This is a genomic window from Nocardia sp. NPDC019219, assembly GCF_040632645.1.
In the GTDB taxonomy this organism is placed as follows: domain Bacteria; phylum Actinomycetota; class Actinomycetes; order Mycobacteriales; family Mycobacteriaceae; genus Nocardia; species Nocardia sputorum.
In genome coordinates this window covers 1-19,928 of sequence record NZ_JBEYCG010000023.1, presented here as the reverse complement: position 1 = coordinate 19,928, position 19,928 = coordinate 1, and the positions used below count along the sequence as shown (strand labels likewise).

20 protein-coding genes and 4 pseudogenes are annotated in these 19,928 nt (G+C 66.9%); 12 read left to right on the top strand and 12 right to left on the bottom strand.

The features are described 5' to 3' along the window. Nucleotides 1–8 precede the first annotated feature (8 nt). Nucleotides 9–1,274, top strand: coding sequence for a hypothetical protein (locus ABZ552_RS31390; RefSeq protein WP_281874113.1), 1,266 nt, complete (start codon nt 9–11; stop codon nt 1,272–1,274). Beyond that, a complete protein-coding gene (locus ABZ552_RS31385) occupies nt 1,271–2,788 on the top strand; it encodes a serine/threonine-protein kinase (RefSeq protein WP_281874111.1) in 1,518 nt (505 codons plus the stop codon). The genes ABZ552_RS31390 and ABZ552_RS31385 overlap by 4 nt, the downstream gene beginning before the upstream one ends. Before the next feature lie 30 nt (nt 2,789–2,818). Here the strand turns inward: ABZ552_RS31385 and ABZ552_RS31380 are convergent, their stop codons facing one another. After that, the gene (locus tag ABZ552_RS31380) at nt 2,819–3,757 is read right to left on the bottom strand and encodes an AraC family transcriptional regulator (protein WP_281874109.1); all 939 of its coding nucleotides are present in this window, start codon (nt 3,755–3,757) and stop codon (nt 2,819–2,821) included. Between the two features lie 101 nt (nt 3,758–3,858). On the opposite strand from ABZ552_RS31380, the gene ABZ552_RS31375 reads away from it, so the two are divergent. The 3 genes from ABZ552_RS31375 (at nt 3,859) to ABZ552_RS31365 (ending at nt 6,605) form a co-directional block, all read left to right on the top strand. After that, nucleotides 3,859–4,695 (top strand): NAD(P)H-binding protein, encoded by an 837-nt coding sequence (locus ABZ552_RS31375; RefSeq protein WP_281874107.1) that lies wholly within the window; start codon nt 3,859–3,861, stop codon nt 4,693–4,695. Nucleotides 4,696–4,924: 229 nt separating this feature from the next. Further along, nucleotides 4,925–5,437 carry a hypothetical protein gene (locus ABZ552_RS31370; RefSeq protein WP_281874106.1) on the top strand — a complete coding sequence of 171 codons (513 nt, stop codon included), beginning with the start codon at nt 4,925–4,927 and terminating at the stop codon, nt 5,435–5,437. 1 nt (nt 5,438) lies between these two features. Beyond that, entirely contained in the window at nt 5,439–6,605 is a 1,167-nt protein-coding gene (locus ABZ552_RS31365) for an MAB_1171c family putative transporter (RefSeq protein WP_281874104.1), read from the top strand. Nucleotides 6,606–6,644: 39 nt separating this feature from the next. On the opposite strand, the gene ABZ552_RS31360 is transcribed toward ABZ552_RS31365, so the two are convergent. After that, entirely contained in the window at nt 6,645–7,061 is a 417-nt protein-coding gene (locus ABZ552_RS31360) for a VOC family protein (RefSeq protein WP_281874102.1), read from the bottom strand. Nucleotides 7,062–7,153: 92 nt separating this feature from the next. Here ABZ552_RS31360 and ABZ552_RS31355 point away from each other — a divergent pair, with 92 nt between their 5' ends. Continuing rightward, nucleotides 7,154–8,191, top strand: a complete 1,038-nt coding sequence (locus tag ABZ552_RS31355) for a YafY family protein (protein WP_281874101.1) — start codon at nt 7,154–7,156, stop codon at nt 8,189–8,191. A 15-nt stretch (nt 8,192–8,206) separates the two neighbouring features. Here the strand turns inward: ABZ552_RS31355 and ABZ552_RS31350 are convergent. The 3 genes and pseudogenes from ABZ552_RS31350 to ABZ552_RS31340 all read right to left on the bottom strand — a co-directional run. Further along, nucleotides 8,207–8,383: pseudogene (locus ABZ552_RS31350) on the bottom strand (YnfA family protein); the annotation flags it as partial. An 8-nt stretch (nt 8,384–8,391) separates the two neighbouring features. Further along, a pseudogene (locus ABZ552_RS31345) lies at nt 8,392–8,568 on the bottom strand (MerR family transcriptional regulator); the annotation flags it as partial. A 5-nt stretch (nt 8,569–8,573) separates the two neighbouring features. Continuing rightward, the gene (locus ABZ552_RS31340) at nt 8,574–8,921 is read right to left on the bottom strand and encodes a hypothetical protein (RefSeq protein WP_281874100.1); all 348 of its coding nucleotides are present in this window, start codon (nt 8,919–8,921) and stop codon (nt 8,574–8,576) included. A gap of 237 nt (nt 8,922–9,158) precedes the next feature. On the opposite strand from ABZ552_RS31340, the gene ABZ552_RS31335 reads away from it, so the two are divergent. Then, nucleotides 9,159–9,551 (top strand): hypothetical protein, encoded by a 393-nt coding sequence (locus ABZ552_RS31335; RefSeq protein ID WP_281874098.1) that lies wholly within the window; start codon nt 9,159–9,161, stop codon nt 9,549–9,551. A 133-nt stretch (nt 9,552–9,684) separates the two neighbouring features. Here ABZ552_RS31335 and ABZ552_RS31330 read toward each other — a convergent pair whose 3' ends face one another. Next, entirely contained in the window at nt 9,685–11,568 is a 1,884-nt protein-coding gene (locus ABZ552_RS31330) for a hypothetical protein (protein ID WP_357441524.1), read from the bottom strand. Between the two features lie 431 nt (nt 11,569–11,999). Between ABZ552_RS31330 and ABZ552_RS31325 the strand changes: the two genes are divergently transcribed. After that, entirely contained in the window at nt 12,000–12,476 is a 477-nt protein-coding gene (locus tag ABZ552_RS31325) for a LysM peptidoglycan-binding domain-containing protein (RefSeq protein WP_281874094.1), read from the top strand. Between the two features lie 9 nt (nt 12,477–12,485). Next, nucleotides 12,486–12,680 carry a LysM domain-containing protein gene (locus tag ABZ552_RS31320; protein ID WP_281874092.1) on the top strand — a complete coding sequence of 65 codons (195 nt, stop codon included), beginning with the start codon at nt 12,486–12,488 and terminating at the stop codon, nt 12,678–12,680. Between the two features lie 814 nt (nt 12,681–13,494). Here ABZ552_RS31320 and ABZ552_RS31315 read toward each other — a convergent pair. The 3 genes from ABZ552_RS31315 to ABZ552_RS31305 all read right to left on the bottom strand — a co-directional run bounded on the left by ABZ552_RS31315 (nt 13,495) and on the right by ABZ552_RS31305 (nt 16,501). Beyond that, a complete protein-coding gene (locus ABZ552_RS31315) occupies nt 13,495–14,439 on the bottom strand; it encodes a hypothetical protein (protein WP_281874090.1) in 945 nt (314 codons plus the stop codon). Nucleotides 14,440–14,714: 275 nt separating this feature from the next. Further along, nucleotides 14,715–15,959, bottom strand: coding sequence for an IS701 family transposase (locus ABZ552_RS31310; RefSeq protein WP_281880887.1), 1,245 nt, complete (start codon nt 15,957–15,959; stop codon nt 14,715–14,717). A gap of 185 nt (nt 15,960–16,144) precedes the next feature. Beyond that, a complete protein-coding gene (locus ABZ552_RS31305) occupies nt 16,145–16,501 on the bottom strand; it encodes a hypothetical protein (protein WP_281874089.1) in 357 nt (118 codons plus the stop codon). A 98-nt stretch (nt 16,502–16,599) separates the two neighbouring features. Here ABZ552_RS31305 and ABZ552_RS31300 point away from each other — a divergent pair. Further along, a pseudogene (locus ABZ552_RS31300) lies at nt 16,600–16,770 on the top strand (IS5/IS1182 family transposase); the annotation flags it as partial. 351 nt (nt 16,771–17,121) lie between these two features. Here the strand turns inward: ABZ552_RS31300 and ABZ552_RS31295 are convergent. Further along, nucleotides 17,122–17,466, bottom strand: coding sequence for a MerR family transcriptional regulator (locus ABZ552_RS31295; protein WP_281881038.1), 345 nt, complete (start codon nt 17,464–17,466; stop codon nt 17,122–17,124). Between the two features lie 531 nt (nt 17,467–17,997). On the opposite strand from ABZ552_RS31295, the pseudogene ABZ552_RS31290 reads away from it, so the two are divergent. Then, nucleotides 17,998–18,129: pseudogene (locus ABZ552_RS31290) on the top strand (ANTAR domain-containing protein); the annotation flags it as partial. A gap of 403 nt (nt 18,130–18,532) precedes the next feature. On the opposite strand, the gene ABZ552_RS31285 reads toward ABZ552_RS31290, so the two are convergent. Together ABZ552_RS31285 and ABZ552_RS31280 are read right to left on the bottom strand one after the other, a co-directional pair. After that, nucleotides 18,533–18,871: a hypothetical protein gene (locus ABZ552_RS31285; protein WP_281874087.1), complete on the bottom strand. Its 339-nt coding sequence runs from the start codon at nt 18,869–18,871 to the stop codon at nt 18,533–18,535. A 91-nt stretch (nt 18,872–18,962) separates the two neighbouring features. Next, on the bottom strand, nt 18,963–19,511 hold the full coding sequence (locus tag ABZ552_RS31280) for a hypothetical protein (protein WP_281874086.1): 549 nt from the start codon (nt 19,509–19,511) through the stop codon (nt 18,963–18,965). Between the two features lie 167 nt (nt 19,512–19,678). On the opposite strand from ABZ552_RS31280, the gene ABZ552_RS31275 reads away from it, so the two are divergent. Further along, the coding region (locus tag ABZ552_RS31275) for a hypothetical protein (RefSeq protein WP_357441521.1) at nt 19,679–19,928 on the top strand (250 nt) is incomplete at its 3' end.

Sequence of the window (19,928 nt, the reverse complement as noted above, 5' to 3'; positions counted from 1 at the left end):
TGACGGGGATGTCCGATCGAACAGCGGCGACTCGCGTCGTCGGCACGATCGCGGTGTTGGTGACCGTACTGCTGGTGAGCGGCTGTGTGCGGCAGGGAAAACCGGTGCCTGCGCACGCGGATCTGGCCGCACTCGACGTCGGCTACTACTCCGTGGAGCCACTGACCGAGCCACACGTCGCCGAGAATCGGTACGGGCGGGTGGTGGAGTCGGTGCGCATGGCCGAGGCGGTGATCGATCCGGTCGAGGCCTACCCGTCCCTGGTCTTCGGTCTCGGCGCGGTGCGGGTGGCGCCGTTGCCGACCCCCGTCAAGACCTCCGGACTGTTGTCGGCACCGGTCCAGGCGGTGCTGCAACGGCACGGGATGCTGGCCGGTTTCTCGGTCAGTGGCAGCGACACGGAAATGGCGGGTTCCCCGATCGTCGGCGCCGCCCGCATGCTCACCGTGATGCTGCTCCGATTCCCCGACGCCGAGTCGGCCGGACGGGCCGCACAGGAAATCGATGCCGTCGACGCCGCCGTCAGTGCCGAGAACGTACCGATCGCGATCCCGGAACATGCTGCGGCGCACAGCCACTGGCGACCGACGGTGCCGACGCTCGCGGCCACCATGGCGCACGGATCGTTCGTGATCAACGTGCTCGCCGGGCACACCACGCCGGACCCCGCCGCGCTCACCGGGCTCGCGAGTCGCGCCTTCGGTGCGCAGGTGGCGAGACTGCGCGATTTCCAGCCCACGCCGGAAGACAAGATCGCCGCGCTCCCGTTGGACCGCGACGGCATGCTCCGGCGGGTCGTTCCGGACAAGCCCGGGCAATGGACGTTCCCGGCGGCGATCGCCCCGGGCAGCGTCCGGACCGCGGGATGGAACGCCGCGATCTGGCCGGTGGGCATCGTCTACGGCCCGCGCGGCGCCTACCTGCACAGCGGACGTCCGCTGGAGGGGACGGAGAGAGGCCAACCGCAGGAGTCGCTGGCCACGATCGGACACCACTGGGTCGCGCGGTACGCGACCGTCGCCATCGCCCGCGCGGAGTTCGACGCCCACGCCGGCGATCTGACAGCGGCGGGTGTCCGGCCCGCGCCCGTGCCCGCGGGGCTGCCGGACACGCGCTGCGGCGAGCGGCTCGACGGCACCGAGTTCGCGCCGCGCTTCCGGTGCGAGGTGTTGTTCGGACGCTACCTGGCGGTCGTCGCCGGACGGACGGTGACGGACGCCCAGCAGCGGGCGGCGGCCCAGTACGCCGTATTGCTGAACAGCGAGTCCGAATGACCGAACTCTTTCCACCGGGAACAATTTTCGCTGGGTACCGAATCGAAAGGCTGCTGGGCAAGGGCGGCATGGGCGCGGTCTACCTGGCCCGGCATCCCCGGCTTCCGCGGTGGGACGCGCTGAAAGTGCTGTCGGCGCAGCAGGCGGTCGACGCCGCCTTCCGGGCCCGGTTCGTGCGCGAGGCCGACCTCGCCGCCCAGCTCGACCACCCCGATATCGTCGCCGTTCACGATCGAGGCGTAGACCAGGGGCGGCTGTGGATCGCCATGCAATTCGTGGACGGTCTCGATACCGGTGCTCTGCTGCGCCGCGCGCCCGGCGGCTTGCCGCCGCACCGGGTGTCGGACATCGTCGGCGCGGTCGCGCGCGGTCTCGACGCCGCCCACCGGGCCGGGGTGCTGCACCGCGACGTCAAGCCGGGCAACATCCTGCTGGAATCGCGCGAGAACGAACCGGACCGGGTCTTCGTCACAGACTTCGGTATAGCGAGTGCGCAGGCGGGGCCGGCGTCGTCGACCGAGACGGGAACGGTGCGGGCGACGCTCGCGTACGCCGCCCCGGAGCAGCTCACGGGCGGCGCCGTCGATCACCGCGCCGACGTCTACGCGTTGGGCTGCACGCTCTACGAGTTGCTGACCGGGGCGCCGCCTTTCGCGCGGCCGAGCGCGGCCGAAATCGTGCGGGCCCATCTGCGGGACGCGCCGCCGCGCCCGTCCGCGGTGCGACCGTCCCTGCCGCACGGAGTCGACGAGGTGGTGGCCCGCGCGCTGGCCAAAGACCCGGCCCGCCGCTACCCGTCGTGCGGGGAACTCGCCGCCGCACTCGCGGCGGCGCTCGGGACGGAGGAACAGCCGGCTCCGGTCGGCGGTTCCCGCGCATCCCGGTCGCGGAAACGATTCGTGCTCGCCGCGGCCGTCGCGGTGGCCGCCGTCGTGCTCGGCATCGGGACCGTCCTCGCCCTGACCCGCAGCCCCAGCGGCGAGTCCTCGGCCTTGCCCACCTCGGTCGCCCGGTCGAGTACCGCGGCGGCGCCGACCACGGCAGTCGGCGACCGCACCGACTGGGGCAGCTACCAGACCGTGGTCCGGCAGTTCCCGAGGCTGTTGCCGGCGACGCCGAATGCGTTCGGCCATGGGGGCATCCGATGCCATCCGGTAGATCGGGGAGGAAATCCGGTCGAATTGAACTCGCAACTCGGCGAGCTGGCCAGACTCCTGTGCGACGGCGACCGAAACCCGGTGGAGCGCCTCGTCGTGAACTGCAACACCGATCGGCAGCCGAACCCGGTGACGCCGTTCGCCGACATGACGGTGCGCGGTGACGAGTCATGGCAGCGAATCGCCGGGACCGGACGAGTCGTCTGGGGCGAAGTCGCCGGCGCGGCCGGCCGGCCGACGGGCATCCTCCTCGTGCAGTTCGACCCACCCATCCGCGACTTCTGCCATGTCCTGGTCCGCGGCGGCGCCTCCGGGCAGGATCTGTACGACCGCTGGTGGCGCGACGCCCCGCTCTAGCCGAAACGCGGCGCGCGATGGATCTTGACCTCAGGCTGGAGATCGAGTCGGAATGGTCGGTGTCTCGCCTCTCTCGGCGCGCCGGTACAAGCCCGGGGCGACGCCGTAAGCGCGCTTGAACGCTTTGGCGAAGGCGAACTCGGAGCTGTAGCCCACCTGTGCGGCCACATTCCTGAGCGGGGCGTCGGATTCGCGGAGCATGCGGCCGGCACTCGTCATGCGCCACCAGGTCAGATACGACACCGGCGGTTCGCCGACCAGCGCGGTGAACCGCTGCGCGAACACTGACCGGGACAGGCCGTTGCGCGCCGCCAGCTGTTCCACGGTCCAAGGGGCGGCTGGGCGAGCGTGGATGTCGCGCAAGGCTCGGCCGATCGCCTGGTCGCGGAGCGCTCGCGCCCATCCCGGCGAATCGGCGCACTCGTCGGCCCAGGTGCGCAGGATGTAGAGCAGCATCGCGTCGACCAGTGGGGGAACGATGCCGTCGCGGCCGGGCCGATCCCGGTCGAACTCGGTCGCCAGCAGGCCGACGAGATGACCGAGGTCCGCGTTCCCGGCGGGCAGGTGCAGAACTTCGGGCAGGTCCCTCATCAGCGGATGCGGCCGCGTTCGATCGAGCTGGTATGCGCCACAGAGCAGTATCGACCGCGGTCCCGAACCGTCGACGCGGACATGGCCGATCGGCGAATCGGGCTCCTGGCGCTCGGGAAGGAAATCGACCAGCGGCGTTCGAAGGTCGTCGGCGAGAGCGTGCGAGCTTCCGGTGCGGAGGAAGACCACGTCGCCGGGGCTCAGCGCGAGGGGTTCGCTTCCGTCGGCCAGCAGCCAACAGGTGCCGCTGAGCACGACATGGAAGGTCGTGCCGGTGACGGCCGGAAAGCGCAAGCCCCACGGCGCGCGTACGTCGGTGCGGGCCGCGCGGGTTCGGCCCGTTCGCATCGCGGCGAGCGCGTCGGAGAGAACGTCCACAAGCCAGGACTCTAGGACATGTATTCCGGATTCTCAGGCATTCATCATCCTGGCCGCGATCCGTAGATTCGCTCTCGGACAAACGATCTGAGGAGAACCCCATGACTGTTCTGGTGCTCGGCGCGACCGGCAAGACCGGTAGGCCCGTGGTGGACGCGCTGGTGGCTCGCGGCGTCGACGTGCGAGCGGCGAGCCGCAACCCCGCAGCGGTGACCGCGGGAGTCGAGCCGGTGCGTTTCGACTGGGCCGATCGTGCGACCTGGGCTCCGGCGCTGCACGGCATCGACAGCCTGTACGTCGTCGGACCGTACGCCGCACCCGAGGAACCCGGCCTGGTCGGTGATCTGCTGGCCACCGCTGCGCACGTGCGCAAGGTCGTGCTGCTGTCGGTGCTCGGTGTCGAGCAGTTGCCCGACGCGATTCCGATGGCCGCTTGGGAGGCGGACGTGCGCGCTTCGGGTAAGCAGTGGACGATTCTGCGGCCCAATTGGTTTCAGCAGAACTTCGGCGAAGGCTTCGCGGCGGCCCTCCGCGAGAACGGCGAGCTCGCGCTCCCGGTCGCCGATGCCGCGGTGGGCTTCGTCGACACCCGAGACATCGCGGAGGTGGCAGTCGCCGCACTCACCGAGGAGGGGCATGCGGGAGACGTCCACATCATCACGGGCCCAGAGGCCCTCACCCTGCGGCAGGTCACCCAAACCCTGGGCGAAGCCGCGGGCCGGGACCTGGGTTACGTGCCCATCACTGCCGATCAGTTCGCCGAAGGCCTGCGGCAGGCCGGTCTGGACGAACGCTCGATCACCTGGCAGCAGGGCCTGTTCCGGTTGATTCGGGACGGTGGCAACGCCGTGGTGACCGATACGGTCGAGCGGCTCACCGGTCACCCGGCACGGCAGCTGAAGTCCTACGCCCTCGAACACGCTGCCACCTGGAGATAGCCGCGCCCGGTATCCGGCCGATGGCGACCCTGCGGTCGATGCCCCCAGCGAGACCCCCGCCGACGGAGCCCCGGCGTGCCCACCCAAGCCATAGCGGCGTGCGATCTTGTTCTCATTCGGTTCCGAGAAAGCTTGTGAGGCAAGCCAGGTCGGCGACAAGACCCCGTAGACGACTACGCTCACCGCATTATCGGCAATAGGTGACCGTGATCGACGAGGGGAAGGCGTAATGGAGGATCTCGCCGCGCGATTCGAGGAGCTGGGTCGCCTGGTACAGATCCCCCATCCATGGGACATGACGGAATACATCGAGCGGGTGGCGGCGTATCGGGGACGGTCGATCACGTTGTGCCCGATCGACGTCGGCGCACTCGCCGGAAACGGATGCGGCACCGGAAGTGGCCTGTGGATCGCCCGGGAAGACGACGACGTGATCATGTACGGGGCCGACACCGAATGGCATGCCGATCACATCATCGCCCACGAGATCGGTCACATGCTGCTCGGCCACGGAGAGACTTCGAGCGGTCCCGCCGGTCCTGCGACCGATCTACCGTTGCGCGAATTGATGCCGTCGCTGTCGCTGGAAACCATTCACAGCGTCCTGGGGCGCCAAGACTACGGCAGTGAGCGCGAGCGCGCCGCCGAAACCTTCGCCGACCTGCTGCTGGTCGAAGCGATGCTGCCGAAGCGGTCGGCGAGCCGGTTCCGCTCGACGTTCTTCCGGAACCGGCACCGATGAGATGACTTCTCCTGTCCCGGGTCTGATCAGCTGGCCTGTCCTGACGGTGCTCGCATCGGTGCTCGCCGGTCGGTGGTGGCTGTTGCGGGAAAGCCTCGTCGACCGGCTCATCAACCGCGCGCTCGCCGCCGCCCTCCTCGAGCACCTGCTGCGGGAGGCATGGTTCGAACAGTCACTGGCCTGGCTGTTGCCCGGCGACGACCGCGACGTGGTGAACATCGCCCGGCAGCTGTCGCTGGGCGCGGTTCTGCTGGCCGTCTCGCATATCTACGGCATCGCCGAATTGTGGGCAGGCGCCGATCCCGCCCACACATGGCGCAGACAGCGGCGCTATTACCTCGTCACGGTCACCGCCACCGCCGTCATCCTGATCGCGGGCGCGCCCGCCCGCCGGGCCGACCAGCTGATCGACCAAACCCTGGGCTGGCGCGCTGTCGTCATCTGGGTCGTGTTCTCCCTGCCGCTCGGTGCCACCGCCCTGCGCGTCGGCCGGGTCAGCGTGCGCGAGATGCGCGCCGCGGGGGACACCACCTGGCAGGAACGGGCACTGTACACAGCGGTCCTCGGCACCGTGGCAGCTCTCGGGGTCGTAGCGGTCGTATACCCGATCGAGACCGTCAGCAGTGTCCTGGCCGGCCACCCGGCATGGGATCCCGAGATGCGCTGGAAGGCATGGAGCGGCTTCCTCCTCTCGGCCGTCGGCGCTCCCGCCGTGGTCACGGTGCCGCTGATCAGCACCCTGCTCACCCACATGGGATGGGACCGCACCAGCCGCTATTGCCGTCGGCTGCAGCCGATGTGGGCCGATCTCACCGCGGCCGTGCCCGGAATCGTCCTGGAGGCGCCGCGCGACCACCACGGCCGAACCGACCCGGCCATCCGTCTGCACCGCATGACGGTCGAGATCCGTGACAGCCTCCTCCATCTCAAGCGCTACAGCGACAGCCCCGGCGATCTGGCCATCACCGGCGGTGACCCGCATATCCATGCTCGCCGCGTCGCCGAGGCCATCGCCGCCAAGGCTGCTGGGCACCCTCCGCGCGCGAGCCGGTTCCCACCCCGGCACCAGATCCGGCCCGGTGCCAGGGATCTCACCGCGGAACTGCATCAGCTGCTCGCGCTCGCCGAGGCATGGCCACACGTCCGCGGCCTGACGAAGTCGCCGTAGTCATGACCGTGCGGATCTGCTCGACGAAGTCGTGACGCCCTATCCGTTGTACTCGCCGACGACGTCGACGACCCAGACGACACCGAAACGGTCACGCAGCATCCCGTAGGCGGGCGCCCAGTTCGCCGGGCCCATCGGGACCACGATGGTCGCGCCCGCGGTGAGTTTCTCCCAATAGCCCGAGACCTCTTCGACGGTCGTGCCGCGCACGGAGACGAAGAACGCGTTCTCGCCCGGGTCGTAGCCCGTCTGCACGGGCACGTCGTAGGCCATGACATGGAATCCGTTGTCGGCCTGTACTCGGCCCCACATGATCTGGTCGGCCTCGCCGCCGAGGTTCCCGGCGTCCTGGTAGGTGACGACGGCGAGCTGACCGCCGAAGACGGACTGATAGAACTCCAGCGCGGCGCGGGCGTCACCGCGGAAGTTCAAGTGGGCGGTGGTTGTGAGAGACACAGTTGCTCCTGTTCGGCTCGTCGGTTGACGTGAGCAACATTCGCAAGGGTAGTGGCCAGGTTGTGTCCGCTACTTCGGACAGGATGAGCGATATGCCGAAAACTTCCGCGCGACTGCTGGCGCTGCTGTCCCTGCTACAGGCGCGCCGGGACTGGCCGGGGGCGCTGTTGGCCGAGCGGCTGCAGGTCAGCCCGCGCACCGTGCGCCGCGATATCGACCGCCTGCGCGAACTCGGCTACCCCATCGCCACCACCAAAGGCCCCGACGGCGGATACCGGCTCGGCGCAGGCGCCCAACTCCCGCCGCTGCTGTTCGACGACGAACAGGCCGTCGCCCTGGCCGTCGCACTCCAGATCGCCACCACCGCAGGCGCCGGTATCGACCAGGCCGCGGCACGCGCGCTGAACACCGTCCGCCAGGTCATGCCCGCGCGCCTACGCCACCGCATAGACACCCTCCGGATCACCGCCGTCGCACCGCCCGAGGACCGGCCCGCGCCCGAGGCCGGCACGGAGGTCCTCACGGCGATCGGCGCCGCTGTCCACGCCCGCGAGGTGCTGCGTTTCGACTACGCGGGCGCATCACCGACGGATGCCGCCGCGCGCCCGGCACGTCGAGTGCAACCCCACCATCTCGTCACGTGGGGCGGACGGTGGTACCTCGTGGCCTGGGATCTCGACCGCGAGGACTGGCGGACGTTCCGCGCCGACCGGATCGCCCCGCGCATCCCCACCGGCCCCCGCTTCACTCCGCGTGAACTTCCGGAGGGAGACGTCACCACGTTCGTGACCAGCCGGTTCCGTGGCTCGGATGCGACCGGGAACTGGCCATGCCGTGGGGCCGTGATCCTGCGTCTGCCCGCCACCGAGGTCGCACCGTTCCTCCACGACGGAGTAGTCGAGGCGCTCGATCCCGACAGTTGCCGAGTGGTCCTCGGCTCGTGGTCATGGACCGCACTCGCCGGCGTTCTCGGCAGGTTCGACGCTGACATCGAAGTCCTCGGGCCGCCCGAACTCACCGCCGCGTTCGCCCGCCTGGCCCGCCGCTACGCCGCCGCGGCGAACAGCGGACAGGGTCGAGTCACCTGGTCGAACCCGGAAAAGAGACCGCAAGCCCCGCTCCAGGGGTGACGCGGGAACGAGGGGTCAGGCGTGGCGCGGTGCGTACATGATGACGGCGACGCCGATCAGGCAGATTAGGGCGCCGGTGACATCCCAGCGGTCGAGCCGGAAGCCGTCCAGCGCCATGCCCCAGGCCAGCGAGCCCGCGACGAACACGCCACCGTAGGCGGCGAGGATGCGGCCGAAGTGGGCGTCGGGTTGTGCGGTGGGGTGAACCCGAGCCGCTGCGCCGCCTTGATCACCCGCAACACCGTCACCGCCTGTTCGGGATACAGCCGATGCCCGCCCAGGGACCGCCGCGGTTCGGCGAGCAGCCCGCGTCGCTCGTAGTACCGCAAAGTCTGGGTGTTCACCCCGGCCGCTTCGGCCAGCTCGCCGGTGCGCAAGCCGGTCAACTCCGGCCTCCGCCGATCAAGGCGTCCACCCGCACGGCGAGCGCGTCGAGAACATCGACCTGGGCCTCGGGAACCTCGATGTGCATCACCGGTCCGGTCTCGGTGGTGTCGAAGGTGAAAGCGAAGAACGAGCAGCAGGCCGATTCCCGGGCGGCCAGGTCACGGCCGGCCGGTTCGGCGTCGCCGGCCAGCACCAGATCCAGCAGCGTGCGGGCGGGCCGATGGGTGTGCCGCACCGACTGAGCGAAGAACCGATCGAACTCCGCGACTCGAACAGGACGCTCAGCGGTTGGCAGGGTGCACGAATCCGGCACCCAATCACCCGACGAAGACGAAATCATCATGCCGCCACGGTAAGCCTGTACCCAGGTACAGGATGCAACCCCGACCCGCGCAAAATTACGCCCGGACCGCACGCAACCGCGCCGCAGGTATGTCGGAGACCGACTATCGGCAAACCGTCGGGGCTACCCACCGGTGCGGTCGGAAAGCGCCACGGCGCGGAGGCCGTCGTGGCGAAGTCGGCGTTTCGCGAGGACACTGAGGACGTAACGCCCAACTCGTCTCCAGGAGCACATGCGATGCCAGATAACGGGCCTTTCGGCATCGATCCGGAAGAATTCGAACGCGCACTGCGTGGAGCGGGAACCGAGCTCCGTGATCTGCTCGGGAAAGCCGGCGTGTTCCTGGATCGCGTAGATCACGCGAGCGTCGGTTCGCTGGCGTCGCTGCTCGGTCAGTTCGTCCAACCGCAACGGCCACGCCCACCGGAACCCGAGGGCGAGACCACCGGTGCGACCGGCAGCGGGGTGTGGGTGATCTACAGCATCGATGACAGCGGTGAGGCCAGGGTCGACCAGGTCTTTCCCAGCGAACTCGAGGCCTTGCGCGCGCATCGCGACAACACCGATGATCGCCGTCGAGTGCGATTTCTGCCCTACGGTGTCCCGGCGAGTGTGTTGGATGCACCGTGACGGCTCCGGCCGCGCCACGAAGATCGGCACGGCCGGTGAACAACGATGATCATGACCCCACCGGCCGGTAAGGCCGCGTAAGGATGTGCCGATCCCGCGCCGGCGAGGAACGCGGGACCTCGGCCGGGGGTGTTCAGTGCGGGTCGAAGATCGTTCGTTGTGGCTCTCGTCGACGGAGTGCACTTGCGGTCGTCTCCGGCTGGGAGTGCTCCAGCCCATTGATACGCCTTCTGTTCGACGTTTCCTGAGGTGGGCGGATACGAGCGCCCCTGCGTTGCCAGTTCCAGACGGGAACCAGCTCGCTGCTTTCGTTGAGAACGCGTACGAGCATGCGGATCTGCTCGAGATCGATGCCTGCCGGTGTGAGGTATCGGTATTGCCGACCCGTCGGTTCGGCGGCGGTGCGGGGGTCGACTTCGCTGGGCGGGAACGCGATAAGCAAGTCGGTCGCCGTTCGGATGCCGAGTTGGCGCAGCCTTACGCGGGTGTTGGTGCCGGCGCGAACGCCAGGGCCGAGGCTTCCGCTGAGCTGTGCGGTCCAGCTCGGGTCCTCGGAGGAGGGTTTGGACGACGATGTGTTGTCCTGACGCAGGGCCTGCCGGCGTTCACGCCGCGTCACTTCACTGTGGTCCAGGTGGAAGTACAGCTGGGCCTGATCGATCCAGTCGACCAGTCGGCCGATGGGAACACGCGTGTGGAGGATGACATCGACGAGATTCGCCGTCACCAGACTCTGCATGTCTTCGATGCCTTCTTCGATGAGCCGGGATTCGTACCACACGTTCAGGCCGTCGATCTGATTGAGCGGATAATTCGGAGTGAGCTGGGGTACCGCAGCCCGCAGAGCGACCGCCGTCGTCCTGTGGAGTGCGTAGATGCCGACGATCGGGAAAGCGCCCACAACGAAGGCAATTGCCGATCGAACACCGGCTTCGAAACTGTCGATCAGTTGATACAAGGCCACCAAGGTGGCGAAGACGACGATTATCCGCAGGAGCGCGGAGGCATACGCACTCGGCCTGAGGTCGCTCTGGAAGAACCGGCGGACGAGGCTCTGCACGGTGAATGCGTAGGCGCCGAGAAATCCGAACTTGAGGATATCCCACGCGGTCGTGGGGTTCTCGACGAAGCTCAGATCCCAGAGGACCGCTGTCCAGCAAGTCGCGAAACCGATCGTGGCGAGGAAGATGGGAAAAAGCGTGTCGGTCTTGATAACGAAATCGGATCCGCCCGCGGAGGAAACGGCGCGTCCATAATAGGCGTTGAACTTCTGCCGATAGATATTGTGTTCCTCCTCCTGGAGGTAGCCGCCGTCCGCGAGCCATTCCGCGTAGAACTCGGAGGACTTCGGTGGTCGCGGCAGGTATCTCGGTTCGTCCACTGCGAGGCGGTGGAGATTGATGACGTACTCGCTCCACAGGGCGCCTGCGCGCTGCCCGAGGAATCGGATATACAACCAGCTGGGCAAGAAAGACAGGACCCATACGATGAAGACTCTCAGTGCGGCGGTGGACACGTCGTCTGCCGAACTGTGACGATGAACTCCACCCCATACGGTGAGAAACGCGAACACGATCGGGACGACGATCAGAACATTCATCAGCACCAGAACGACTTCGCGACTGAACCATCCCGACGACCGGCTCCACGACACCGCGCCGCCTATGGGTGTACGGCTGGCGGCGGGGTCGGCGGTCCCTTGCGTCAAGGAGAGCAGGGACTCTTGTGCATGCGGGTGCTCGGGCAGCGTCTGCCGCAGGTGTTGCGCGAGACGCTTGCGGCCGCCCCTGCGGCTCGTGGCTTCGACCAGGCGGCCGAGCTCCGGGTCCTCGCGAAACAATTCACCGAGTTCGCTGTCGATAGCACGCGCCACCCGGTCGTTCTCGGTGAAGAATTGTGCAGCCCGGAGGCGGTAGTCCTGGCTGTTCTGCGAGAGATTTCCAGGGCACCGCGATGCCATTGTGAGGGCCCCGGAAAGTTCCGTCGCCAAGGCATCCGTTCGTGCTGTGGCGTCCATATCTCCTCCGCCGAACTACTTCTCGATCATCGAGCTGATCTGGCCGTACTGCGAACCAACCCAGCCGCCTCGCGGGCACTCATGTGCGCGTTCGACCCGGGCTCGATACCGTCATCACATGACTCGCCGCGTTGATCTTGGATGGGGCCAACCGTAGGCTCACCCATCCGGGTGGTAACGAGTAGTCGACTACTCATTTCGAAGCAGATGGCCGCGCACGGCGCGGTCGAGGGCGCTGCAATTATTTGCTTTCCGAGCGCTTCGGCATGAGTAGCGCACTACCCGACTTCGAATCCGTCCGTCCGAGGACTTTGACGGCCGTTGTGCCGACTATACGCTGGTTTCGGCGATTCCGACCCGGACATCGTTCATCGAATTATCGACATCCTCGGGTACCGAAACGCCGAGGTTTCATCGAAAAGGAGTGAATCATGCTCAACACCCACACGGTCGCCGCGGGTGAAACCCTGTCGGCGATCGCGAAACGATTCTACGGGCAGGCTTCGCTTTTCGAGCTGATCGCCGTCGCCAGCGGGATTCCGGATCCCGACTCGATACGCATCGGGACGGTCCTGATTCTCCCCGACGTGAGTCGCAAGCACACGGTGGTGCGTGGCGAAACCCTCTCCGGCCTGGCGGGGCATTTCTATCGCCCGCAGAATTCGCACCTGTTTCCGTTGATCGCCGCGGCGAACGGAATCGACGATCCCGACGTGATTCACGTCGGCCAGGTTCTGATCATTCCCGGCATCACGTACAAGGTCGTTTCCGGCGACACGCTGTCCAAGATCGCCAAGCGCTTCTACGGGAACGCGGCACTGTTCCCGCTGATCGCCGAAGCGAACGAGATCCCGAACCCCGACGTCATCCGCGTCGGCCAGGAATTGATCATTCCCCCGAAGAGCTAGGAGACACTCATGGCAGCCGAATGGCACACAGTCGTCGCGGGGGAGACCCTGTCGGGGATCGTCAAGAAGAAGTACGGCGATCTGAGATTCCTCCGGATGATCGCCGAGCTGAACCACATCGCGGACCCGAACCTGATCAGAGTCGGCCAGGAGATCATGCTCCCCTTGCGGTCCGTTCTCGCCGGAACGGCGGACGTCGAATAGTCGTCGATCGATGCGGGAGACAGGATCCGGACGACGGGCAACCCTCCCAGTCGCGGATGCTTCCACTTCTGGGAGGGCCGGACCCACACCGGCGCCGGACCGAATGTTCTCGCCGAGGTGCGGTGCAGCGCACGGGGCTGGGGGACTCGGCCGGGCGATTCCGCGGACCCGATCGGGTGCGTGGACAGCGTATCGACCCATAGGTTCGGCTCGGCGGGGCTCGGAGGCCGGAGTCGAACCGCTTGAAGGTCGACACACCACGCCCAGTGGGTGTTCGCCATCGTGCCCGCCATGTACGCTCTCGCGGCCGCCGGACGCGACCTCGGCGGCGCGGTTATCGCTCTGTCCGACACCCTGCCCGCGGACTCGTCCGCTCGGCTCGATGGCCGGTTTCGCCGGCCTCGGATCGCTTCCGGGTTCGCCGCGGCGTTGTGGCGGTCGTGGTCACCAGTGCCGCCATCCAGGACCGTGACGCCGTCCACCAGCCGCTGACCGCCGTGCGGGCACGCTTCGCCACGATCTCGCTGGTGTGGGCCGATGGCGACTACGCCGGACGACTCGTGCAGTGGGCGAAATCCGTTCTGGCACCGATGGTTCAGATCGTCGAACGCAGCGATACCTCCACCGTATTCAACGCCATGCCCCCGCTGGGTCGTCGAGCGAAGCTTCGGATGGCTGGTCAACTGCCGCCTGGTCCGCGACTACGAGACCCGACCCGACCGCCACGAAGCCATGGCCTACATCGCCGCCATCCACACACTCACCGACGCCTCGCCCGAACCGACCAGCGCACCTGAGTTCTTCGAACTACCTTTCAGGCCATCTCGACGACCGGCCGGATGAGTAATTCGGTGATGTAGCCGTTTTCGGAATTGAGCCAGGCCCCGAAATCCTTGTCGCGGTAAGCGGTGGCCAGCGTGAGCCACCCCAGGAAGAACCCGCTTCCACCACACGTGGCACCGCCCCCGTCACCACCGCAGACGATGGTCGGCTCCGTAGTGAACTCGTGTCGATACGGATCCTGACCGATCTTCAGACCCCACAAGTTCGACTCCCGGTGCGGGCCCCTCCGGTGATCGAACGGATATCCGTCGTCCAAGCTGTCATCGCCCCATCGAAACAGAGTGCTGGCCCCAGCACCACAGGCATATTCCCACTCATCCGGAGTGCTCGCCCGCACGCCCAGCACAGACGCACTTCCCAACGCCTGCTCGTAGGAGATCTGTTCGGCCACCCAGGCGCGCTGCACTTGTCCCAGCTCGCCGAACTCGACCTTCAGACCGCCGCCGGGGCCCAAGTGCGTGATCGTGCCAGTGCGAGGACCAGACTCGGCGACCAGCTGCTGAACCCGGGGATCATCGATCCGCACGCTCTCGAGACACGGTTCCAGTGCCTCGACCCCGACAAGCATCGCAGGAAGTTCCACCACCCGATCCGGCGAAGTCATCGCATCGACGAATTCCGCGATCGCAGGCAGACCGTACTCCTCAACGCTATCGGCATAGCTGACCACCTGGTGCGGCGACGGGACGAACCTGTCCCCGTCGTAACCGAGTCGCACACGGTCGGCCGGAACCAACGAGAACCGCATACCCGCCCGCTCGAACAGGGCAATACGCTGCTGTCGGCCCGCGTACTCATGGCGATAAACACCGATCAATTCCGCATCGTTCTCGCGGGCTACCGCACGCGCAACCCCCATTGCCGACTCGTCGGACAGTTCCCGCCACCACACAGCAGCCAGATCAGCATGCGCCACCCCCACATTCTGACCAGAACCGTCGCGCCGCAACAAACTCAGCCGTGGTGACGCCACATCAAACGAGCTGTCTGGACACATGCCACATTCAGGTCCAGGCCATCTTCGCCAATTGAAAATCACCAGCGACACCGAGTTCTCGGATGCCCTCTTAGTAGTGCTTTGTTAGGTGTGGGGTGGTTGTGTTCGGGCTGGTAGGGGTTGGTGGCAGGTGTGGCAGTGCCCGGTCCAGGTGGCGAGTAGGTGTTGGAGTCGGCGCAGGACGGCGTAGAGGGTCAGGCCTGCGCAGGGGCTTTTGGGGTGAGGCGCAGCGTGGTGCAGATTGCCTGGGCGATGGAGGTGAGGGTGACGTGGCGGTGCCAGCCGAGCCAGGATCGGCCTTCGAAGTGGTCCAGGCCGAGGCCGTCTTTGAGTTCGCGGTAGTCGTGTTCGATGCGCCAGCGGATTTTCGCCAGCCGCACGAGGTCTCGTAGCGGGATGCTTGATGCCACGGTGGCCAGCCAGTAGTCGGTGGGTTCGGCCGCGCCGGTGGGCCATTCGGCCAGCAGCCAGCATTCGGGAAGGCTGCCGTCCGGTCCGCGGGTGATGTTGCGGTTGGCCGGGCGCACCCGTAAGGCGAGGAACCGGGAGCGCATCACCGCGCCCGGGTTCGATGCGGTGTGGCGGGAGCCGCGCCGCCAGGTGACGAACCGTCCCGCTGAGCGGCCGGTGGTGATGATCATCGTCTTGGCGGTGACGGGCTTGTCGGGGTAGTCGGTGCGGGTTGGGGGTCGCCCGAATCCGGAGTAGGTCGGTGGCACCGGTTCAGCGGTGGCGGGGTGGACGCTGGTCGCCGCCGAGACCGCCAGGACGTAGGTCAGGCCGCGTTCGGTCAGTCCGGCGCGGAAGGCGGTGCTGTCGCCGTAGGCGGCATCGGCGATCACCGGCCGGGCGGGCATTCCCCAGGTGAGGACCTCGTCGAGCATGTCCAGCGCCAGCCGCCACTTCTCCCGGAACCGAGCGTGGTCGGGAATCGCGCACCGTGCCCGCCGTGCGGTGATCTGTTCGGCTTCGTCCGGGTCGGTGGCGGTGTGGTCGTCCCAGGACTTCGGTAGGTAGAGCCGCCAATCCAGTGCGGCCGAGGCCCAGTCGGTGGCCGCGTGCACGCTCACTCCGATCTGGCAGTTGCCGCGTTTGCCCAACGCCCCGCAGTACATTCGCGCCACACCCGGTGATGCTGTCCCGTCCTTGGGAAACCCGGTGTCGTCGACCACGAGGGCGTCGGGGTCGACGAACCGCGCCGCCCACCCGGTCAGCCGGGCCCGGACCTGGGTGTGGTCCCAGGTCGAGGTCGTCACGAACTGCTGCAACTGCTGATGATCGACCCCGAGCCGCGCCGCCATGGGCTGCATCGACTTGCGTTTACCGTCTGCCAGCAGGCCCCGCAGGTACAGCTGCCCCTTGGCTCGTTGGTCCCGGCGGGCGAACCCGGCGAACATCTCGGCGGCGAACTCCTCGATCACCGGACGGACCACGTCCATCTCCTCGCGCAACACCATTGCAGCACAGCACATCCCGGCGCATCTAACAAAGCACTATTAGAACGCATGTGAGAACTCGGCCTCAGGCGCGGTCGAGGCGTATTCGGTCCTGATTCCTGTCTTCGGGGTCGTGTCCGGTGTGGTGCGGCGCGTTCGACCGGTTGCGGTGCGCTTGGGCAGTGTGTTCACACGTTAGGGCGGGCGAGCGCATCGGCGAGCGGAACAGCGTTGCGTGTGGCGAACTTGCGGCGGGCGCGAAGTTCGGCGCGGGTCCGCGGCCGGTATTTCGGTTCCCAGCCACAGCCGCACGGTTCGAAACCCTCGTAACGCAATCCGGCGCCGACCACGGCAGCGACCACCGACCACGCCCGGGTGTCACGGCGAGGGGGCGCCGCGAAATCATGCCCCGCACATAACATCGGTTTACCGCATCGCGGGCAATGGTGCGCTACACCGGCAATCGGCGGGTGCCGCTTGAACGACACCCGGCACCCCACGCACGCATAGTGCAGTTTGTAGTGCACGAAACCGTAGGTACACATGAAGCGACGGTATCCCCGATCGGTCCGGCCAGGCCATCGCTTCCATCAGCGCTGGGAAGCTCTCGTTGTATGACATCTAGCGGCGGTGGACAAAAGCCGGTGTGTGGCAACGCATCCACGACGTGTTGCGGGACCGGGCACGAGTCCAGGCAGGGCGTGACACGCGGCCCACTGCCGCGGTAATCGACTCGCAGACCGTTCGTGGCGCCGACACGGTCGCTGCCGGCACGACCGGTTACGACGCGGGCAAGAAGATCAAAGGCCGCAAGATAGTCGAGCATGCCGGGCGTCCGCTTCTGGAAGTACATATGGATCAGCCCGTCGACCAATTCCTGCGTATCGAGGACGCGGTGCAAGTGTCTGACGAGCTGGCCGGCAACGCTGTCGTGCACGCCCGCGCCCCGCGTGGTTGCCGGTTGATGGTGGCCGGCCACGGCTGGTTGCGTGTGGAGGTCGAGGATGCTTCACCCGCGCCCGCGCGGATCCGCCGACCCGATCACACCGGAGGGTGCGGGTTGATCCTGGTCGATCAGCTGGCCACCTGCTGGGCTGTGGACTACCACGGACCCGGCAAGACGGTGTGGGCCGAACTCGGCACCCGCGGCCGCGGCTGACCGGACTCAGCTGTCGCGGTCCGGCGCGGGCGGGTTTCGCCGGGTGATTTCGGCGTTGAGCTCGCGGGCTTCGGTGAGTTGGTCTTCCAGGGCGATGATCCGGCACGCCGCCTCCAGCGGTGTGCCCGCATCGACCAGCGCGCGGACCCGCGCGGCGATCCGCAACTGGGAACGGGAGTAGCGGCGGTGCCCGCCCGCTGAACGCTGCGGGATCAGCAGTTCGGCGGCGTCCAGGCCGCGCAGGAAGGCGGGGGTGACGCCGAGGATTTCCGCGGCCCTGCCCATGCTGTAGGCGGGGTAGTCCTCGTGATCGAGCCGGTCGGCGGCACTGGAAGCGTCGGCGGAGTCGATGGGGTGGGTGGAGTTGGTGGGGTCGTTCGCTTGCTGCACAACACCTCTGGGGTTCAACGTCGACAGGCCCCGGCGCGTTGTGCGCCGGGGCCTGGGATCGAGGGGTTTCACGTCTATCCCGCCGGTCGGACGGTGAAGCCGACCGCGGGGACCGCGCCCGGCAACAGCCCGGGACGCGGAATCTGGGAAGAGCTGTTCAGTCACCACCTCCTGGGGTTGCCGGACGTGTCTGCGGGAGTTCGTCATCCCCTCCGGCGGTCCGGCCGACTGCACCGGATTCTCTTCTCCGCCGGAGGGGATGGTGGATCTTGCTTCCGGTGCAGTTCACCTGCCCGGCCAACCAGACATCTCATCTCCAACAACAGAGAAAGTACACCCCAGCTTCCCGAATGTCTACACCCTGCAATGTAGATTTTCCCGCTTCCTGGGTAGGGCTTTTCTCCACGCCACACCGCGGGTAGGGGTGGGTGTGTGGACATCGAACAACCCCGACCGCCCGCTGACGCCGATCGGTGCGCGTTCGAAGCCGGCCGCGCGGTGATCGAGCAGGCCAAAGGAATGCTGATGCTGGTCTACGGGATCGGCGAGCAGCAAGCATTCGAGCTGCTGCGGTCCTACTCGCAACACACCAACGTGCGACTACGCGAACTGGCCGGACGCATCCTCACCGAACTACCCACCGCGGGCGGGCAAGCCCCCGCAGCTCCGATACGCGTCGAGCTGAACCGCATCCTGGCCGGACAGCCCCGCCCTCCGGCCGATGAAGCCACCCCCGATCGTGCCGAGCCGCGGCACCCGCCACACGGATCCACCGACATGAGCATCTGAACCACACCACCGGAGAGGCGGATGTCGGAGAACCGATCGTTTATCGACACCTCGTCGTGAGTGCCTGGGGGTCTGGGAACACCCGGCAGGTGGTTCCGACTCGCGAAACTCTCTGCGGTGGCGTCTTACCGGCGGATCCTGCGGACGTGGCCCCCACGCGCCGTGGATACGCCGCAGGTGCCCGCTGGCGATCAGCCGCATCAGGGGTCCCGGCCAGTGCGGGACCCCTGGATCACGGCTACTGGAACCAGCTCAGGTTGTTGACCTGGTTGCCTCGCAGATCCCCACGGAAGTGGTACCAGACACAACCGCTGACGCAGTCGTACACCTCCCCCGGCCCGGTCCCCTGATAGAAAAGTGCATCAGTACCGTCATCGAACTGCGCACTGGTGGTGCCGGGCGCAATCACCAGCACCCTCAGGCGGGTCCCGCCACGGCCGGCCGCTATTACGGCGGTGACGGGGAGGTCCAGATCGTTGTACAGCTTGTACCAGCCGACCGAGGTACGTTCCGCCGACTTCGATGCTTCGGACAACGTATCCTGCTTCACTTCGAGAGCTTGTTCCGCTTTGGTCATTGTCTCCTCCTTCGATCGGGTGTTCGTCACGCAAGGAAACGGTGGCGCGAACCCGCACATCCACGCCCGAGCCCACGCCGAGCTGCCGGTATCACCCCACGATCTGACTCCACCCTTCCTCGAGGTGACGCATCAAGTCGCTGAAGAATCCGTTCAACTGGCCTGCCTGCTGGGGCGTGTTCGACATCAGCGATTGGAGGAAGTTGAATTCCTTTGTCAGCACGTCGGACTGCAGGTTGGTGACCGCTTCGAATACGGAAAGGATCATCGCTTGCCAGTCGGGGTGCTGGCGGCCGAGGCTTTGAAGTTTTGCCTTGGTCGAGTCCCGCAGCTGAGTGAACTGGGTTTGGGCGCTGTCCATCAGTTGACTGATCAGGTCCTCGAACTGTTCGCGGGAGATGTCACCGGCGAGGACGCGCTGAGCGTATGTGTACGCGGCGGCGCCGGTGTGGCCGAGCTGCTCCAGCATGCCGGTCTCGGCGGGTTGAAGGGCGTCTTTGACCTCCTGCGGAACATCCGCCGCTCTGACCTCGGGGATGTGCGTGGGGGACTGCGCCGAAACTGTGCCGTCGCCGGCGCTGCGGCGCTGGGCGATGGTGTCGAGCAGGGTGGTGAATTCCTGTGGATCGGTTCTGGTCATTGCCCCTCCAACAAGATCGTGCACTGGGCCTTGCGATCAACGACACCAACCCGGCCAGTTCACCCGAGACTCCCGAGCCGTGTCGCGCTGAGCCGGCCGAACGGGTCAGTGCATACGGCAGACCCGCACAGTGGCTCCCACCTCTACGCGGCGCTCAACCACAGGCTATGAGCACCTTCCAGGAGCAGGGATCACCCCTTACGGATGAAACCCGCGGGATGTCGAGAACCGTTTTACGACACCTGACCGTCACGGGGATCCATGTCCTGGAGGATCGCGCGCTGCTGCGGGAAAGTAGGCGTTGCAGGATATGGTCGGCCGCGGGTGTCAGCGCTCTTCGAAAATCCGGCCACCGGCGCTCTTTGAAAATCGGCCACCCATCCACGATCGGAAGGGTGATCTCAGTGCAGGAATGGG

Bases quoted from the DNA above. Each gene is read 5' to 3' on its own strand.
- ABZ552_RS31310 (WP_281880887.1), bottom strand. From the start codon at position 15,959: ATGGACGTGGTCCGTCCGGTGATCGAGGAGTTCGCCGCCGAGATGTTC.
- ABZ552_RS31375 (WP_281874107.1), top strand. From the start codon at position 3,859: ATGACTGTTCTGGTGCTCGGCGCGACCGGCAAGACCGGTAGGCCCGTG.
- ABZ552_RS31355 (WP_281874101.1), top strand. From the start codon at position 7,154: ATGCCGAAAACTTCCGCGCGACTGCTGGCGCTGCTGTCCCTGCTACAG.
- ABZ552_RS31320 (WP_281874092.1), top strand. From the start codon at position 12,486: ATGGCAGCCGAATGGCACACAGTCGTCGCGGGGGAGACCCTGTCGGGG.
- ABZ552_RS31370 (WP_281874106.1), top strand. From the start codon at position 4,925: ATGGAGGATCTCGCCGCGCGATTCGAGGAGCTGGGTCGCCTGGTACAG.
- ABZ552_RS31340 (WP_281874100.1), bottom strand. From the start codon at position 8,921: ATGATGATTTCGTCTTCGTCGGGTGATTGGGTGCCGGATTCGTGCACC.
- ABZ552_RS31330 (WP_357441524.1), bottom strand. From the start codon at position 11,568: ATGGACGCCACAGCACGAACGGATGCCTTGGCGACGGAACTTTCCGGG.
- ABZ552_RS31385 (WP_281874111.1), top strand. From the start codon at position 1,271: ATGACCGAACTCTTTCCACCGGGAACAATTTTCGCTGGGTACCGAATC.
- ABZ552_RS31325 (WP_281874094.1), top strand. From the start codon at position 12,000: ATGCTCAACACCCACACGGTCGCCGCGGGTGAAACCCTGTCGGCGATC.
- ABZ552_RS31390 (WP_281874113.1), top strand. From the start codon at position 9: ATGTCCGATCGAACAGCGGCGACTCGCGTCGTCGGCACGATCGCGGTG.
- ABZ552_RS31280 (WP_281874086.1), bottom strand. From the start codon at position 19,511: ATGACCAGAACCGATCCACAGGAATTCACCACCCTGCTCGACACCATC.
- ABZ552_RS31335 (WP_281874098.1), top strand. From the start codon at position 9,159: ATGCCAGATAACGGGCCTTTCGGCATCGATCCGGAAGAATTCGAACGC.
- ABZ552_RS31285 (WP_281874087.1), bottom strand. From the start codon at position 18,871: ATGACCAAAGCGGAACAAGCTCTCGAAGTGAAGCAGGATACGTTGTCC.
- ABZ552_RS31305 (WP_281874089.1), bottom strand. From the start codon at position 16,501: ATGTGTACCTACGGTTTCGTGCACTACAAACTGCACTATGCGTGCGTG.
- ABZ552_RS31365 (WP_281874104.1), top strand. From the start codon at position 5,439: ATGACTTCTCCTGTCCCGGGTCTGATCAGCTGGCCTGTCCTGACGGTG.